The sequence below is a fragment of the Dialister sp. genome (assembly GCF_036343215.1).
Lineage (GTDB): Bacteria > Bacillota > Negativicutes > Veillonellales > Dialisteraceae > Dialister.
Genome location: NZ_JAZASU010000031.1, coordinates 1 through 17425 on the forward strand (window position 1 = coordinate 1; position 17425 = coordinate 17425).

Consider the following 17425-nt stretch of genomic DNA (forward strand, 5'->3'; position numbering starts at 1 on the left):
AAATGCCGTAAGTCCGTAGACCAGGGTCTTTCCCAGATGTCATTAAGGAGGAACCGATGCATGGCTCCAAGGGTGAATCGTTGAAAAGTCGCAAATTACCTCTTGACAACGGTCACTTCATAACAGCAGTTAGCCGTTAGCAGTCAGCCATTCTCCAATAGCCATCGGCGGGGTGACGGTTTTAAGAGAAAAGAGGCAATAAAAAAACAGTGGAAATTTTTCCACTGTTTTTTGCATTTACATAATAATGTCCATGATTGCCAGGAATATGGTTCCCGGTACGCCGAAAAGGGCTACGATGATTCCATTGGTAAAATCCCAGGTCATATGGGTGATGCCGAGGGTATTCAGCAGGTAGAAAAGAATGCCGCCGCCTATGATATTTCCCACGACTTTCTTCACCGCATGGACAAAGAAGAAAAAGGCGATCACGATGATGATGATACTGGTGATGCCATAGCCTCCGAGGGCTCCTAAAGATTCAAGCATAAATGCCTCCAGAACGGTTCTGCCTCAGGGGCAGGATAGAGGGGTATACAATTCATTACACAACAGGTTGAACGGCCGGAAATTACGAAGTTTTCAGTTATCAGTTCGTAGTTATCCGTGAAGGAAGGCCTGCATCCAATCAATGGCGGGCCATTTTTACCTGTATTCCCTGAGAGCAAAGCCGTATCGCTCACTATGGAAAGGCAGTCAGGGGCACTGATGACTGTTAACTATTAACTGTATTTCCCGAAGTTCTTAAATAAAATATGTCTGTTTAACTATAGCCCTGCATTACATTTCCTTACGGTTTTCCACGGCTCCTGCCAGGGTCATGCCGTCGGAGTAGCCGATGGCTCCGCCTGCAGGAATTCCGCGCCCGATGCGGGTGACTTTGATGCCTGCCGGTTTAATGAGACGGGAAAGATAAAATGCAGTGGCTTCTCCTTCCGGGTCAGGGTCGGTGGCGATGATGATTTCTTTCACCTCATCCGTTTCCAGCCGTTTCAGGAGCTCTTTGATCTTGAGCTGTTCGGGACCGATCCCGTCCAGGGGAGAAAGGGCGCCGTGAAGGACATGGTAGAGACCATGATATTCCTGGCTCTGTTCCATGGCCGTTACATCCTGGGGCTGCTCCACCACGCAGATGGTGGAGTGATCCCTTTTCTCATCGCTGCAGATATCGCAGGGATCGGAAATCGCCAGATTGCAGCAGTGACTGCAATAGCATACTTTGCTTCTGGCATTCCGGATGGTCTCGAGGAAATCATCCACTTCCTCCTGGGGCCTCTCCATCATGAAATAGGCGAGCCGTCTTGCGCTTTTGACTCCGATACCCGGCAGCTTTCGAAACTGCTGGGCCACTTCATCCAGTTCTCTATTCATCAGAACATTCCGCCGGGAAGGCCAAGGCCGCCGGTGACTTCGCTCATGCTCTTCTGGACCATTTCATCCGCTTTTTTACCTGCTTCGTTGACAGCCGTGGTAATGAGGTCTTCCAGCATTTCCGGATCTTCCGGATCGATGGCATCTTTCGAAATTTTCAGGGAAACAATCTGTTTTTCACCATTCATGGTGAGGGCTACAGCGCCGCCGCCAACGGATACATCTACGGTCTGTTTTTTCAGAGCTTCCTGTTTCTTCTGCAGTTCTTCCTGCATTTTACGGGCTTTTTTCAGCATATTCTGCATCTGTGCTTTATTTCCGAACATAAATAGTTCCTCCTTAACGGTCCCGGCATCGCCGGAATTTAAAATCAGTCTTTTTCATATATATCACAGTCAGCCATGATTTTCAAGGCTTCCTTTAAAGAAGGGTCATTTCTGTCAGCCCGGGAAATGTGGTCCGGGTCCACCGGATGATAATGGTCTTCGTTTTCTGTATCCTGTCCGGCAGGTGAAGGCGTATCCGTTCCGGCTTCCTGCAGTGGCGAGGCTGCCTGCTCAGCTTTTAACCGGGAGAGGGTATCGGCCTCTTCCGCACTGCCTCTCAATATGGTATGGACCTGAAGGGGTGATCCGATGATACGGTTGAAAGCTTCAGCAGCCGCCTTCTGATAATCTTTGTTATTGCCGGCGATTACAAGAAACTGCTGGGGTGCGGAAACGACAGCTCTTGCTTTCGAACAGTAAATCAGAGTGCTTTTGCGGAAACAGGTGAGGATATCGATCCGGTGAATGGACATGAAGTAATCAAGTACTTTTTTCCATAGCTCCGGATAAAGAGCAGGGTTGATGAGGGCGGCAGACTGAGATTTCGCGGGTGCACGAGGAGAAGCGGCAGCGGGAGAAATCTTCGGCGGAGCCTGTCGTTTAATCGTATTTCCGGAAGATTCCGGGACCGGCGCCAATTTGGGAGCGGACGATTTTTCTGCTTTCTGTTTTGTCCCTGTCGGACTGGTTGGCTTCACCGGCAGAGGGGAGGGAATCCTTATTTCCTTTTTCGGGGCAGGTGCAGGGACCGGTCCTGTCGAAGGTTCGGGAAAAGCGGGCTCCGCCCTTCGAACCGGCCCGGCCGGGAATGGATTTTCCTGATTAGAGGGGAGGCCCTTTCGAAGGGTTTTGATTTCTTCCTCCAGCTGCGCTACCCTTTCTGCCAGGGAGTCCAGGGATTTAGAACCCCGGATGCGGCAAAGATGGAGCAGGCCCATTTCTGCGCTGAGACGGGGAGAAGAACTTCTCTTTGTCTCGCTCAGGGCCTGATGCAGATAATCAAAGAGGGCATCCAGATAGGGCTCGGTCAGCTTTTCAGCATCGGAACGCAGGATGTCTGCTTTATCACCGTAGGCGGAAAGTTCAGGCGCTTTAGGATTGATTCTGCAGATCATGAGATTTCTGAAATGTTCCAGCAAATCCCGGAGAATGGCAGCCGGTTCTTTCCCTTCCTGAAGAATGGTATAGAAGAGGGTCAGGGTTTCACCGCTTTTTCCATTGAAAATATGATGGGATAATTCGAGAATCTGGTCTTTCCCCGTGAGTCCCAGAAGGTCATAAACTTCTTTTGCGTCCAGCACGCCGGATTCGGATGCCGAAGTACACTGATCCAGAAGGGACAGGGCATCACGCAGGCCTCCGTCTGCCCTGACGGCAATGAGATCTGCCGCACTTTCTGTGAGCTTGAGACTGCTTTCCTTTGCGATACGAAGGAGATGGTTCCGGATATCTTCTACGGAAATGCGGTGGAATTCATACCGCTGGCAGCGGGAAAGGATGGTAAGGGGGATTTTTTCCGGTTCCGTGGTGGCGAGAATGAAGAGTACATGGGACGGCGGTTCTTCCAGCGTTTTCAGGAGAGCATTGAAAGCTTCCTTTGTCAGCATATGAACTTCATCGATAATGTATACTTTTTTCCTGTTCGCTGCCGGCAGGGTCCGGACTGATTCTTTCAGTGCGCGGATTTCCTCGATGCCCCTGTTCGAAGCGGCATCGATTTCGTAAACGTCCAGCGAGGACCCGCTGTTGATTTCTTTGCAGCTCCTGCATTCATTGCAGGGGTTCGATCCCTGGGGATTCAGGCAGTTGACGGCCTTGGCTAGAATTTTTGCCATACTGGTCTTCCCGGTGCCCCGGGGGCCGGAAAAGAGGTAGGCATGGGCAAGGCGGTCCTGTTCGATTGCCCGCTGGAGGGGGATGGAAATATGTTTCTGACCGACTACTTCTGCAAAAGTGCGGGGGCGCCATTTTCTGTAAAGTGCGAGGTAAGCCATGAATCCTCCCGAAAAACAATATCTGAAAGGGAAAAGTCCTTTATATGGTTGGAAATAAATTTATACTGTATTTTTTATTATACTATATATATTCCGGTTTCGGACAATAAAAATCTGCAGTCCTCATTTATGACAGCCTCCAGGATGCACCGTGTCACATGGAAAGGGCCACTTACTGCTGCTTCCTCTCGGACCTGACAGGGTTCATGGGATTCCATTGCACGGGGCCCGGAGACTGCCATAAATCAGTACTGCAGAGCCACGAATCATATTATACATCATTTTTGAAATTTTGCAAAATAAATTTTAAATCCTGCCGGTTCCCGGGCCGGCAGGTAAAAATGGAAAATGGACATATCGGTTTTAAAAATAGAATATTTACTGTAAATATATAAAATTTATATTTCCATATTTTCACATCCTTTAATTTGATGTATAATTAAACAAATAAAATAAGGCAGGTGGGGAGAGCCTGCCGATTAAATGGAGAGGATGGTAGCTTATGGCAGAAACAATCTGGTCCCTGGTGCCTCCGGTCGTCACAATCATACTGGCGCTGGCCACCAAAGAAGTGTATATGTCCCTGGCAATCGGTATATTTATCGGTGCTCTTATGTTTTCCGGGTTCAGTATACTTGGAGCCATCGATGTGATGTTCAAGATCATGTCCGACAAGGTGGGAGCCAATGTATATATCCTGGTGTTCCTGGTTCTTCTGGGGATCATGGTTGCGGCTATTCAGAAATCAGGTGCTTCCCGGGCTTATGGTGATTATGCGGCAAGGAAGATCAGCAGCAAAAAGAGTGCTCTTTTCGTTACCATGCTTCTCGGGGTCCTGATTTTTATCGACGACTATTTCAACTGTCTTACCGTTGGTACGGTTATGAGACCGGTTACCGACCGGTTCAAGGTCACCCGTGCCAAACTGGCCTATGTCATCGATGCTACGGCAGCTCCGGTCTGCATTATTGCTCCTGTTTCCAGCTGGGCAGCGGCTGTTACGTCTTCACTTCCGGAAGACAGCACGATCGATGGATTTGCCCTTTTCCTTGAAACGATTCCGCTCAATCTGTATGCATGGCTCACCTTGATTTTCATGATTATCATTATCTGGACGGGAAAAGATTTCTCCCGTATGGCAGCTTATGAAAAGCAGAGCGGCGGGACTCTCGTGATTCCGGCGGAATATGCGGATGAAGAATCCAGCGCTCCCGTAGGAAATGGACAGATCATCGACCTGATTCTTCCACTGGTCGTCCTCATTGGCGGATGTATCTTCGGAATGCTTTATACCGGCGGTGTCCTGGAAGGAAAAGGCGTGGCTGAATCGTTTGCCAACTGCGAATCCGCGAGAGGCCTTGTCATCGGGTCCTTCATCGGACTGGTATTCACTTTCGTTCTTTACATCCCGAGAAAAGTTCTTGATTTCTCCAATTTCTGCAGCTGCTTCGTGGAAGGCTTCAAACAGATGACTTCCGCCATCATGATTCTGACCCTGGCCTGGACCCTTTCCGGTATCGTAGGCAAGGAATACCTCAATATCGGCGGCTATGTAGGCTCTGTCGTTTCCAACAGCTCCACCATCGGCATGATGCTCCCGGCACTTTTCTTCCTGGTAGCCATCGGACTTGCCTTTGCAACCGGTACTTCCTGGGGCACTTTCGGTATCCTGATCCCCATCGTCCTGGCAGTCGTCGGCAGCGATACCCAGCTCATGATCATGACGGTATCTGCCGTTTTGGCCGGTGCAGTCGGCGGCGACCATGTATCCCCGATTTCCGATACCACCATCCTGGCATCGGCAGGCGCCCAGTGCCATCATATTGACCATGTTTCCACCCAGATTCCTTACGTCATCGTAGTGGCAATCAGCTGTGTAGCGGGCTATGCGGTAGATGGAATTACCAGAAGCGGTATCTTCGGCGATGCGGCAGCAATCATCTGTATGGTCCTCATCCTTGCATTCTGCTTCAAATTCAAGTCAGAGAAATAAAATAAAAACTGCGGGGCTTCGGCTCCGCAGTTTTTTGATGCTTACTTTGTCAGCTTTTCTTTGATTTTCATCACGAGACTGACCAGGGTGAGGATGACTACAAAAGCGGTGATGGTCATGGACCAGGCAATCCCGATGTGCATGTATCCTTCAAAGGAAAAATCCCAGGAAAAGTACATCAGGGTGATGATGGCGGCGGCAATGCAGCCGATGGCCAGGATGGAAGACTTCTCCCGATAAGTAACGAGGAAGAAAATCCCTGCCACATATCCCAGCACGCCGGCGGCGGAGAGGAAGGTATCGTGGTAGAGCACCAGGGAAAGAATGGAAAGGATGAACGCGTATTTCATAAATCCTCCTTACTTCAGGAGCGCTTCGAAATCTTTGTCCCCGTGGAGCCAGAGGAAATGGTCCTGGGTGGCGGCCTCGGGCCGTACATTCTGCGGGTCCAGGGACAGGGCTTTTTTCAGGTATTCCAGGGCCCTGGCCTTATCCCGTTTGTCCGCATAGTTGGTGGCGATCCCATAGTAGGACCAGGTATTCTGCGGGTCTTTGGCAATGACCTTCTGGAAATACCGGATGGATTCATCATAATGCTTCGAGAGCTTCTGAGCCATGGCCATGTCGAAAAAAGCCTGGGTATAGTCCGGATGGATGGCAAGGGATTTCTTTATAGTTTCTATCCCTTTTTCCGGGGAGCTGTCAAAGGCCTCAATGATTCCCTTGAGGGAGAGGGCTTTGTAATTTTCACGGTCTTTGGAAAGAGCCTCCTCCGCCAGCTTCAGGGCTGTCTTATGATCTCCGCTTCCATAGGCGGAGAGAGCTTTTTGATAGATTTCCACCGATTCTTTAGCAATTTCATGGATTTGGGGCGCCGGGGCAGAAGAAGCGGCCGGCGGCGGAGCCGGCTTTTCCTCTTTGCCGCAACCGGAGAAAATGAGGGCCGATGACAGCATGAGCACAATGGGCAGGTATTTCATGAGTGACTCCTTTTCCCCTGTGACAGGGAATTGAAATTGGGTATAATAAAAATATATTTCCTATTATTATAGCAGAAGGAGAATGAAATGAGTCATTTTGCATTCATCACAGGGGCTACCAGCGGGATTGGTCTCGCTTCGGCAAAAGCCTTGGCAGAAAAAGGATATGATCTGGTCCTGGCAGCGAGAAATGAAGAAAAGCTGGCACAGGTGAAAAAAGAAATAGAAGAGAAGGAAAAGGTTTCCGTCACCACTTATAAACTGGACGTACGGAATCCGGAGGAAATCCATGACGTCACCTCCTGGTGCCTCAAGGAAGTGGGAACGCCTTATATCCTCCTGAATGATGCAGGCCTTGCGAGGGGTCTGGAACCCTATGGGGAAACGGATGAGGCCGATATCCTCCAGATGGTGGAAACAAACATAAAAGGCCTTTTCCTCATGACCCGCGCCTTCCTGCCGTCCATGCTCAAAGCCAATAAAGGGCATATCATCAATATGGGTTCTACGGCAGGCCTTTATGCTTACGCAGGAGCCGCCGTATATTGTGCGACGAAGGCAGCCGTAAAAACTTTCAGTGACGGTGTCCGGATTGATGTAATTGACAGTAATATTAAAGTGACTACGATTCAGCCGGGAATCGTGGAAACTCCGTTCAGTGAAGTTCGTTTCCATGGAGATAAAAAGAGGGCTGCTTCCGTTTATGAAGGTGTGGATGCGCTGCAGGCAGAAGATATTGCCAATATTATTGCTTTCGTGGCAGATCAGCCGAAACGGGTACAGATTTCCGATGTGGTTATCATGGCAAATCAGCAAGCTACAGGTTTCATGGTGAGCAAGAAGAAAAAATAATGGTGGTTCCTCTGTCCATAACCGGCGGTTGGTGAAGGGAAAGACATCCGGCGTTTTCAAGAGGAAAATATCATTAAAAATGTAGAAGAAATTTAAAATTTCATTTGCTTTTTGGCGCCGTTTCCTGTATAATAATTAAGCTTGCTATTTGGCAAGAAACTTCCTGGCCCGCAGAGAGTGCGGGACATAGGTCCGAAAAGGAGGCGAATTTCGTGAAAAAGTATGAAGTTATGTTCATTGTGAATGCAGCTAATGATGAAGTAATCAAAGCTGCTGTTAAGCTGGTGCAGGATACCATTACCAGAATTGGCGGCACCATCGACAACACGGATGAATGGGGCAAACGTCATCTTGCGTACGAAGTCAAGCATCAGAGTGAAGGATACTACGTAGTAGTAGATTTCCAGGCTGACCCGGCGCAGATTAAAGAACTTGACCGCGTTATCAAGATTCATGAAGAAATTATCCGTCATATCATTGTTAAACAGGATGACTAAGAGGCAGCACTATGAATTCAGTTCAGATTATGGGTAACCTGGCTCGGGATCCGGTTGTTCGCGCTACAAAGACCGGCCGTGCCGTAGCATCCTTTACGGTTGCAGTGAATCGCAATTTCACCAATCCCCAGGGCGAACAGAGGGAGATTACTGACTGGATCAACGTTGTTGCTTGGGGTCCCTGGGCAGAAGCTGCGGGAAACCAGCTGAGAAAAGGAACCCGGGTCTTTGTTGAAGGTCGTTACACTACCCGTTCCTATGAAGCACAGGATGGTACCAAACGGTATGTGACCGAAGTGAATGCAAACCTGATTGCCATTCCTTTGAGCATAGCCGGCGGTTCTTCCTATGGACAGCAGCCTCAGGGCAATTCCTACGGCGGAAATAATGGCTACAACGGAAATAATAATTTCGGCGGAAATGGCGGTTTCGGTGGAAACGGCGGCTTCGGCGGAAATAACAATTTCGGAAATAATGGCAGCTTTGGGGCTGCCGGCCAGAATAACCAGCCGAAAGGTGATTTTGGTCAGTTCGGACCTTCTTCCAAGGATGAAGACATTCCGTTCTGAAAAACATCGATTTTGGAGGACAATAAAGCATGATCAGAAGAGATAGAGTAAGAAGACCGAGAAGAAAGGTCTGCCAGTGCTGCGTAGATCACGTAGACACCATTGATTACAAAAATGTCGCCGCACTGCGTCGTTTCGTTTCCGAAAGAGGCAAGATTCTGCCCCGTCGCGTAACCGGAACCTGCGCAAAACATCAGCGCAAAATCAACCTCGCTATCAAGAGAGCAAGAGCCATCGCCCTGCTTCCCTTCAGCGCTGACTGATTACAATCAAAACCGTGAAGTCCTATGGCTTCACGGTTTTTTGATGCCTGAAATGACATCGCGGTCGGGAAGGCCAGTCATTACACAAATGTAGAATTGCCGGAAATGATAAAGTGATCAGTTCCTGGTGATCAGTGCAGGAGATCTGCTGTAGACTGGATGGCGGGCCAATTCTGTATTTCAATGAAAATGAAATATAATAGCTGCATCTCTATCTTAATGCGGACAGGGACACGGTTAACGGCTAACGGCTAAATGCTAACCATATTTCCAGTTGAAAGTATCCATGTTTCTGTATCTCGCCAGCTTTCTTTCTCTGCAGCTGGCCATTGCTTCGGGCGGCCAAACCCTCGCACTATTTTCGCCGGCGGCATGATTCATGATTTCAAGTAATGATTATTTCTATATCCAGTCATAATAATCATATTGGTTGACACTCTGAAACGGCAGGGCTATACTTTAGTTAAGTAAACAGACCGAGCAAAGAAACTCCTGGCTGCCATGGGGCAGCGCAGGATTTTTTTGTTACCGGGATGGACCGGCAAGAGTGGAACGGAAGGGTACCGTTTCATGACTTCGGTCTTTTTTGTTTTGGGGGTGAAAGTATGAATCAATCAGAGGGGATCGGTAAGAAAATCGGCTTGTGGGTTGCGCTGGCGGCCATGATCATCGTCTGGCTGTTCCCGACGCCTGTCGATTTGCCTACCCAGGGTCACAGGCTCATCGGAATTCTTGCATTTGCAGTCATCATCTGGATGACCGAAGGCGTGACTTACCCGGTCAGCGCATTCATCATCATGGTGCTGATGGCATTTTCACTGGGCACGGCGCCTAATCCGGCCAAACCGACAGCCATCCTGGGAACGGCCAATGCCATGAAGATGGCCCTGGGGGGATTTTCAACGACAGCCTGGGCACTGGTGGCAGGGGCCATGTTCCTGTCGGCGGGCATGATGATCACAGGGCTGGATAAACGAATCGCCCTGGTGGTTATGTCCCATATCGGCGTGAAATCCAACCACCTTGTCATCGGCGTTATTTTCGTAGGTTTCCTGCTTTCCTTCTTTGTACCATCCACCACGGCCCGTGTATCCTGCATGGTTCCGATCGTAGTCGGAATTATCAGGGCCTTTGGGCTGAAAGAGGGTTCTCCCTTTGCCGCCGTACTGATGATGGCCGTGGCTCAGGCAGACTCCCTGTGGAATATCGGTATCAAGACGGCAGCTGCCCAGAATATGGTGGCCATCGGCTTTATCCAGCAGGTGCTGGGCCAGGATATTTCCTGGATTGAATGGTTCATCGCCGCTGCTCCCTATGCGGCTATTATGTCCGTGGTCCTGTACTTCCTCCTGATTTATACCATTCCGCCAGAAATCAAGGAAATGCCCGGCGGCCGGGAAGCGCTGGAAAAGATGTTGAAAGAAATGGGACCGGTTTCCCTGGGGGAAAAGAAACTGCTCATTGTTTCCTTCCTCCTCCTGTTCTTCTGGGTCACGGAAAAGAAACTTCATCCCTTTGATACCACGACTGTGACCGTAGCGGGGATTATGATCATGATGATGCCGAAGATCGGCGTCATGACCTGGAAACAGGCTGTACCTCATATCAACTGGGGCACCGTCCTTCTCTTCGGCGTAGGCATCAGCCTTGGCACGGCTCTCCTGAAATCGGGGGCTGCCATCTGGCTGGCCCACCATTTCGTGGCTCTCTTCGGTATGGAAACCATGACTCCTCTCGTCATCCTGGCTATACTCGCTTTCTTCCTTACCGTTATTCATCTGGGCTTTGCGAGCGCCACGGGCCTTGCTTCGGCCATGATTCCAATCGTCATTGCCGTGCTGCAGAGCGTTAAGACGCCGGGAATCAATGTGCTCTACATGACCATGATCCTGCAGTTCACTGTTTCCTATGGCTATATCCTGCCGGTCAACGCGCCGCAGAACATGATTGCCTACAGTACCGGTTATATTACGTCCAAAGATTTCCTGATTACCGGTATTCCCTTCACCATCCTTTCCCTGATCGCCATCCTGATCTTCTCTGCCACCTACTGGCACTGGCTGGGATATGTGGGATGAAAGGGGACTGTACCCTGATCGATATTCTCTTTTGAAACGTTTGGAAATAGAGTTATCAGTGATTAGTTATCAGTTCTCAGTGGTTGTGGCCGCCTTCACACATGTGAGGCGGCCTTTTTATATATAATTTTTACATTTTCAATGAAGACCACCCTTTCACTGATCACTATGAACTGAGAACTGATCACTTTATCATTTCAGCCATTCATCCTGATTATGAGCCATTGTATTTCTTTTTTATTTATTGTGAATTTGCTTTAAAAGTGCCCGAAAGTCTTGACAAGGCGGGGCATGAATGATATTCTAGTATCGTAAGTTAGCACTCAAAGCTAATGAGTGCTAATAACAAGGTGATAACATGGCAGCACGAAGAGCAAAAAATGAGGGCGACCATCTGGGCGCCAATGAATTGAATGAAAGAAAAAGAAAAGTCCTCTGGGCAGTCGTTCAGGATTATGCCGATACGGCAGAACCCGTCGGATCCCGGACCATTGCCAGGAAATACGATTTAGGCGTCAGCAGCGCCACTATTCGTAACGAAATGCAGGATCTGGAGGACGAAGGCTATCTGGAACAGCCCCATACTTCCGCAGGACGTATCCCTTCCATCAAGGGATATCGTTTTTACGTTGACTGGCTCATGCAGCCTTCCCCGGTCACCAGCGAAGAGGAATCCATGATTGACCATATGCTGCTCAACCATGTGACAAGGGTGGATGAAATCTTCCGGAACATGGCCAAAGCCGTGGCAGCCCTGACTCATAACCTGTCGGTGGCCACTTCAGCGGGGGCAAAGAAGAAATTCAATTACATCCGTTTCCTGCCGCTGGACGGCATCCGGGCCATTCTTCTCGTCGTTTCCGATCAGGGAGACGTGTCAAATGCAGTCGTAGAAATTCCCAAAGGGACGACCTTCGATGAAATGCAGCTCCTAGCGGACAAGATGAACCATTTCCTCCATGACCGGGAAATCGGGACTATGGACGAAAGGGCCATCCTTTCCTTTCAGAAGGAAATAGAAAAAGACCTGAGCCCCTATGTGAATGTGTTCAAAGCGCTCCAACAGGCCCTGACCCCGCCGAAAGAAGTCTATTCCGGCGGCGCCTCCCAGCTGATCGAACAGCCGGAATTTAAGAATGTGGAAAAAATGCAGGATATCCTGAACCTCCTCGAACAGAGAGATATGCTGCAGAGCATGCTTCTTTCCAGTTCCGACCAGCCCATTGCCGTGCATATCGGTACAGAAAATACAGTGAAATCCCTCTCGGACCTCTCTATCGTCCGTGCCCAGTTCTCCTCGAACGGCCGGGTGATCGGGTCTGTGGCCGTCCTTGGGCCCACACGAATGCAGTACAGCCGGATTATCGGCATGATGCGTTTCATGCAGCAGAGACTGGATACACTTCTGAAGAATAAAGAATAATAGGAGGAACCCGATGAAAGACGAGAAAGTCAAAGTCGACGTAAAAGTAGAGGTTAACCAGAAAGCGTCTTCCGGTGAAGCGCCGAAGGCTGAACCGAGACAGGAAACAAAAGAAATCCCGAAGCCCACGGCAGAAGAACTGCAGCAGCAGGTCATTTTCCTGACAAAGCAGGCCGCCGAAGCCCAGAAACGGGCCAACGAAGCAGAAAGTAAAGTGAAAGCAGGAGACGCAAAGCTGCAGGCAGCCCTTTCCCAGTATGTGAGACTGCAGGCGGATTTCGACAATTTCCGCCGCCGTACGAGAGAAAACGATGCCAAAGCGGCAGACATCTACAAGTCCGAAACGTTGAAGAATTTCCTGCCCATCCTGGACAACTGCGAACTGGCCCTGAAGCATATGAAGAAACAGGAAGGCAGCGAAGCCTATGCAAAGGGCTTCGAACTTCTCCAGAAACAGCTTCTGAAGATCATGAATGACTTCGGAGTCACCGAAATGGAGGCAGAGGGCAAGCCCTTTGATCCCCATTTCCATGAAGCCGTCATGATGGTGGAATCCGATGAAAAAGAAGATGAAACAGTAGCCAACGTATTCCAGAAAGGCTATATGTACAAAGATACGGTATTACGTCCTGCCAGAGTCCAGGTTGTGAAGAACAACTGACCTTGGCAGCATATATAAAAAATCCAAATTAGTAAAATATAACGAAAGGGGACATTTTGAAATGTCAAAAGTAATTGGTATTGATTTAGGTACAACCAACTCCGTAGTCGCTGTCATGGAAGGCGGCGAACCGGTCGTTATCCCGAACGCAGAAGGCTCCAGACTCACTCCTTCCGTAGTCGGCTTCTCCAAGAAAACCGGTGAAAGACTGGTAGGCCAGCTGGCAAAGCGCCAGGCTGTTTCCAACCCCCATCGCACCGTGGTTTCCATTAAACGTCACATGGGCAGCGATTACAAAGTCACTATCGATGACAAATCCTACACCCCACAGGAAATTTCTGCCATGATCCTTCAGAAACTGAAAGTCGACGCAGAAGCTTACCTGGGTGAAAAAGTCACCGAAGCTGTCATTACCTGCCCGGCTTACTTCACCGACAGCCAGCGTCAGGCCACCAAAGATGCCGGCGCCATCGCAGGACTGAAAGTCCTCCGTATCATTAACGAACCGACCGCATCGGCTCTCGCATATGGCCTGGACAAGATCAAAGACGGCAAAGAACACAGATTCCTGGTCTATGACCTGGGCGGCGGTACATTCGATGTTTCCATCCTGGACCTCGCTGACGGAGTATTTGAAGTAGAAGCTTCTTCCGGCAACGGTCATCTGGGCGGCGATGATTTCGATGCCCGTGTGATGGACTGGATTGCAGATACCTTCCAGAAACAGAATGGTTTCCCGCTGAAACGTGACCCCATGACCAACCAGCGCCTCAAGGAAGCCGGCGAAAAAGCAAAGATCGAACTCTCCAGCATGATGTCCACCGAAATCAACCTGCCCTTCCTCACAGTCGATGAAGACGGCACCCCGGTTCACTTCGAAGGGACCCTGACCCGTGCAGAATTTGACCGTATCACCGAAGACCTCGTACAGGCAACTGTAGAACCTATGGACCGTGCTATGAAAGATGCAGGTCTCTCCATTGGCGATATCGACAAGATTCTTCTCGTCGGCGGTTCTTCCCGTATCCCGGCCGTTCAGACCCTCATTAGAAATAAATTCGGTAAAGAACCATCCAAGGGAGTCAACCCGGATGAATCTGTAGCTGTAGGTGCAGCTATTCAGGCAGGTGTACTCAAAGGTGAAGTCAAAGACGTACTTCTCCTTGACGTTACTCCTCTGTCCCTGGGCATTGAAACCCTGGGCGGCGTCTTCACCACCATGATCAAGAGAAATACCACCATCCCGACCTCCAAGACCCAGGTATTCTCCACCGCAGTGGATAACCAGCCCTCTGTAGACATTCACGTACTCCAGGGCGAAAGACCGATGGCAGCCGACAACAAGACCCTTGGCCGCTTCGAACTCTCCGACATTCCTCCGGCTCCGCGGGGAATTCCTCAGATTCAGGTCACCTTTGATATCGATGCCAACGGCATTGTCCATGTTTCCGCAAAAGATCTCGGCACCGGCAAAGAACAGAAGATCGACATTACCTCCTCCTCCGGCCTCTCTGATGAAGAAATCAAGAGAATGCAGGACGACGCAAAGGCCCATGAAGCAGAAGACAAGAAACGCAAAGAAGCCATCACCGCAAAGAATAACGCCGAAGCCCTGATTTACCAGGCTGAAAAGACCATCAAAGAACTGGGCGACAAAGCAGACCAGGCAAAAGTCAAAGAAGTCAATGACGCCATTGCCAAACTGAAAGAAACCCTCAAAGGCGACGACACCGAAAAAATCAAAGCTGATGCCGAAGCCCTCACCAAACCGCTCCACGAACTGACCGAAAAACTGTACCAGCAGGCTCAGCAGGCCCAGCAAGCCCAGCAGCAGGCCCAGAATGCCCAGGGCGCACAGCAGGGACCCCAGGGCGGAGCCAAAAAAGACAAAGACAATGTAGTAGATGCTGATTATAAAGTCGTTGACGACGACAAATAATCAGGAATAGAGATTTCTAAATGGCAGACAGCAAGGATTACTATGATATCCTGGGCGTCAACAAAAACGCCTCGGACGACGAAATCAAAAAAGCATATAGAAGACTTGCCCGCAAGTACCATCCGGATCTGAACAAAGACAACCCCAAAGCGGCAGAAGAAAAATTCAAGGAAGTCAACGAAGCTTACCATGTACTCTCCGATGCCGACAAAAGAGCCCAGTATGACCAGCTCGGCCACGATGCCTTCACCCAGGCATCCCGGGGCGGAGCAGGAGCCGGGGCGGGGGGATTCGGAGGATTCGGACAGGGCGGCTTCAATGGACAGGGATTCGACTTCGGCGGATTCGATATGGGAGACATCTTCGACATGTTCACCGGAGGAAGCCGCAGAAGAAATAATGGACCCGAACAGGGCGCAGACCTTCGCTATGATATGACCATCACCCTTCGTGAAGCCTTCACGGGAGTGAAGAAGAAATTCTCCGTCACGAAAAATGAAGTCTGCGACCACTGCCATGGAAATGGCGCTGAACCGGGTTCCTCCGTAGACACCTGCCCGGCCTGCCATGGCACGGGACAGCAGAGAGTCGTCAGAAACGGTCCCTTCGGCCAGATGGTGAATATCGTCACCTGTAACGAATGTCACGGCACCGGTAAAATTATCAGAAACAAATGCCATAAATGCCATGGCAGCGGCACCGTAAGAGCCTCCAAAACCATCGAAGTCAATATTCCCGCCGGCGCCGACAGCGGCGTACGGATGAGAATAGCCGGCGAAGGCGAACCGGGCAAACGGGGAGGACCAAAGGGAGACCTTTACGTCTATATCTTCGTCAAAGACGATCCTGACTTTGAAAGAGAAGGAGACGACCTCTACAGAATGGTCGACATCTCCTATCCCGTAGCCGCCTTAGGTTCCACCATCAAAGTCAGGACCATCGACAAAGAAGTAGAGCTCAAGATCCCCGCCGGTACCCAGAATGGGACAAGATTCCGCATCTCCGGCGAAGGCATGCCCCATCTCCAGTCCGCCCGCAAAGGCGATCTATACGTCGAAGTCCGCGTCGTCGTACCGAAACGGCTCAACGAAAACCAGAAAAACGCCCTCCTCCATTATGCCAATGAAATGGGCGAAGACTGTAACCAGTATAAAGGCAAGAGCTCCTTCTTGGACAAGATCATTGATGCATTCAAATAAAGGAAATAGAAAAGCATGGAAACCAATTCGTCTCCATGCTTTTTATTGCATAAAATTTCCTGGTCTCTGAGTTCTCATCATTGCTATATTTTTTGCAGCGTTGAACTAACAATTTTTATCGAGAATGTAAACCCTGCGGGACTCGGGGCGGTGGAGCGCAGATTCATTGACGTCATGTTTTGTGTAAAAAAAAGACGGAGAGCAAGAAGCAAGAAGGTGGTGGACAGCAAATTGAAAAGTTTGCAATTTGGTAATTTGACTTTGGGCGGCATGGTCGACCAGGGAAATTTACTGGTGAAAGTGCAGTTTGGCCTTTTGGATGAATTAGAAATTGGGGAACAGGGGAGGTGTGATGCAAATTCGTGAGCGCCGAATTTTTGGATTTGGCTTTCGGAGGGCATGTTCGAATAGAAAGTTTACGGTCCTAAGTGCAGTTTCTTTCAAACTTTGCCCTTTCAGGCCTTTTAGGTCAACTTCTCTAAAGGGAGGCCCTTTTGTTTTGGGGTTGAGACTGTCTCGATTTGTACCTCTAAAACACCTATCTATCTGCTTCACAGATTGTCCCATCCGGGGAAAAGTGGGGATTGGCGATCGGCAGCATGATGATGAATGAGTATTGATATTTTCTCTGGCCGGGATTTCTTTATTATTAGGTATAATAAAAAAGCTGAGGCTTTGCCTCAGCTTTTTCTGTTTCTCTATTACTTGGAGTACAGTTCGACGATGTTGGTTTCGTTGACTTCGTCTTTGTAGGGGAGTTCGTCTCTCTGTGGGAATCTGGTCAGGGTTGCGGTCCAGTTTTCGAAGGATTTTTCGAGGTAGGGGAGGTCGAAGGATTTCAGTTCCTGGAAGGACTGCTTGAACATTTCGTTGGTTCTGTAAGCGTCTTTCAGGGAAATGACCTGGCCTGCGCGTACCGGGTAGGACGGGATGTCGACTCTCTTACCGTCGACGGTGATGAGTCCGTGGGTTACCATCTGGCGTGCCTGACGGATGGAGCGTGCAAAGCCTGCACGGTATACAAGGTTGTCCAGTCTGGTTTCGAGCAGGAACAGCAGGTTTTCGCCTACGACGCCGGACATTCTCCTTGCTTTATCATAATAGCGGTAGAACTGCCTTTCCAGCAGGTTGTACATCGCTTTCACTTTCTGTTTTTCTGCGAGCTGAACGCCGTATTCAGACTGTTTTTTCTGATGAGCGTCTGCTACCTGCCGTTTTAACGCTTTCGGATGGCCGTATACGTTTACGCCGAAACGTCTGCTTGTCTTAAAACGGAGATT

At 49.6% G+C, this 17425-nt stretch carries 18 protein-coding genes and 1 other RNA gene; 11 read left to right on the forward strand and 8 right to left on the reverse strand.

Going from position 1 to position 17425, the window contains the following annotated elements; translation table 11 throughout:
• Window positions 1-237: 237 nt before the first annotated feature.
• The 5 genes from VZT47_RS06055 to ffs all read right to left on the reverse strand — a co-directional run bounded on the left by VZT47_RS06055 (window position 238) and on the right by ffs (window position 3925).
• Entirely contained in the window at window positions 238-489 is a 252-nt protein-coding gene (locus tag VZT47_RS06055) for an ABC transporter permease (RefSeq protein ID WP_330224076.1), read from the reverse strand.
• A 291-nt stretch (window positions 490-780) separates the two neighbouring features.
• Window positions 781-1371, reverse strand: coding sequence for a recombination mediator RecR (gene recR / locus VZT47_RS06060; RefSeq protein ID WP_330224077.1), 591 nt, complete (start codon window positions 1369-1371; stop codon window positions 781-783).
• Window positions 1371-1697, reverse strand: coding sequence for a YbaB/EbfC family nucleoid-associated protein (locus tag VZT47_RS06065; protein ID WP_330224078.1), 327 nt, complete (start codon window positions 1695-1697; stop codon window positions 1371-1373). Before VZT47_RS06065 ends, recR begins: the two co-directional genes overlap by 1 nt.
• Window positions 1698-1741: 44 nt before the next feature.
• On the reverse strand, window positions 1742-3691 hold the full coding sequence (gene dnaX, locus VZT47_RS06070) for a DNA polymerase III subunit gamma/tau (RefSeq protein ID WP_330224079.1): 1950 nt from the start codon (window positions 3689-3691) through the stop codon (window positions 1742-1744).
• A 134-nt stretch (window positions 3692-3825) separates the two neighbouring features.
• Window positions 3826-3925, reverse strand: an RNA gene (gene ffs, locus VZT47_RS06075) — signal recognition particle sRNA small type.
• A gap of 268 nt (window positions 3926-4193) precedes the next feature.
• Here ffs and VZT47_RS06080 point away from each other — a divergent pair.
• On the forward strand, window positions 4194-5684 hold the full coding sequence (locus VZT47_RS06080) for a Na+/H+ antiporter NhaC family protein (RefSeq protein ID WP_330224080.1): 1491 nt from the start codon (window positions 4194-4196) through the stop codon (window positions 5682-5684).
• Window positions 5685-5725: 41 nt separating this feature from the next.
• On the opposite strand, the gene VZT47_RS06085 is transcribed toward VZT47_RS06080, so the two are convergent.
• Together VZT47_RS06085 and VZT47_RS06090 are read right to left on the reverse strand one after the other, a co-directional pair.
• Window positions 5726-6034 (reverse strand): hypothetical protein, encoded by a 309-nt coding sequence (locus VZT47_RS06085; protein WP_330224081.1) that lies wholly within the window; start codon window positions 6032-6034, stop codon window positions 5726-5728.
• 9 nt (window positions 6035-6043) lie between these two features.
• Window positions 6044-6664, reverse strand: coding sequence for a tetratricopeptide repeat protein (locus tag VZT47_RS06090; RefSeq protein WP_330224082.1), 621 nt, complete (start codon window positions 6662-6664; stop codon window positions 6044-6046).
• An 87-nt stretch (window positions 6665-6751) separates the two neighbouring features.
• Between VZT47_RS06090 and VZT47_RS06095 the strand changes: the two genes are divergently transcribed.
• The 10 genes from VZT47_RS06095 to VZT47_RS06140 all read left to right on the forward strand — a co-directional run bounded on the left by VZT47_RS06095 (window position 6752) and on the right by VZT47_RS06140 (window position 16511).
• Window positions 6752-7516, forward strand: coding sequence for an SDR family NAD(P)-dependent oxidoreductase (locus VZT47_RS06095; RefSeq protein WP_330224083.1), 765 nt, complete (start codon window positions 6752-6754; stop codon window positions 7514-7516).
• Between the two features lie 212 nt (window positions 7517-7728).
• Window positions 7729-8013 (forward strand): 30S ribosomal protein S6, encoded by a 285-nt coding sequence (gene rpsF, locus VZT47_RS06100; protein ID WP_008860071.1) that lies wholly within the window; start codon window positions 7729-7731, stop codon window positions 8011-8013.
• Window positions 8014-8024: 11 nt separating this feature from the next.
• The gene (locus VZT47_RS06105; RefSeq protein WP_330224084.1) at window positions 8025-8582 is read left to right on the forward strand and encodes a single-stranded DNA-binding protein; all 558 of its coding nucleotides are present in this window, start codon (window positions 8025-8027) and stop codon (window positions 8580-8582) included.
• A gap of 32 nt (window positions 8583-8614) precedes the next feature.
• Entirely contained in the window at window positions 8615-8845 is a 231-nt protein-coding gene (rpsR, locus tag VZT47_RS06110; protein WP_232217348.1) for a 30S ribosomal protein S18, read from the forward strand.
• Window positions 8846-9450: 605 nt separating this feature from the next.
• A complete protein-coding gene (locus tag VZT47_RS06115; RefSeq protein ID WP_330224085.1) occupies window positions 9451-10923 on the forward strand; it encodes a DASS family sodium-coupled anion symporter in 1473 nt (490 codons plus the stop codon).
• Window positions 10924-11281: 358 nt separating this feature from the next.
• On the forward strand, window positions 11282-12346 hold the full coding sequence (gene hrcA / locus VZT47_RS06120) for a heat-inducible transcriptional repressor HrcA (RefSeq protein ID WP_330224086.1): 1065 nt from the start codon (window positions 11282-11284) through the stop codon (window positions 12344-12346).
• Between the two features lie 13 nt (window positions 12347-12359).
• Window positions 12360-13007 carry a nucleotide exchange factor GrpE gene (gene grpE, locus VZT47_RS06125; RefSeq protein WP_330224087.1) on the forward strand — a complete coding sequence of 216 codons (648 nt, stop codon included), beginning with the start codon at window positions 12360-12362 and terminating at the stop codon, window positions 13005-13007.
• A 61-nt stretch (window positions 13008-13068) separates the two neighbouring features.
• On the forward strand, window positions 13069-14946 hold the full coding sequence (gene dnaK / locus VZT47_RS06130) for a molecular chaperone DnaK (RefSeq protein WP_330224088.1): 1878 nt from the start codon (window positions 13069-13071) through the stop codon (window positions 14944-14946).
• Between the two features lie 20 nt (window positions 14947-14966).
• Window positions 14967-16145, forward strand: coding sequence for a molecular chaperone DnaJ (dnaJ, locus tag VZT47_RS06135; RefSeq protein ID WP_330224089.1), 1179 nt, complete (start codon window positions 14967-14969; stop codon window positions 16143-16145).
• 15 nt (window positions 16146-16160) lie between these two features.
• On the forward strand, window positions 16161-16511 hold the full coding sequence (locus tag VZT47_RS06140) for a hypothetical protein (protein ID WP_330224090.1): 351 nt from the start codon (window positions 16161-16163) through the stop codon (window positions 16509-16511).
• Between the two features lie 335 nt (window positions 16512-16846).
• Here VZT47_RS06140 and rpsD read toward each other — a convergent pair.
• Window positions 16847-17425, reverse strand: a 579-nt coding sequence (gene rpsD, locus VZT47_RS06145; RefSeq protein ID WP_330224091.1) for a 30S ribosomal protein S4, incomplete at its 5' end; no start/stop codon positions are given.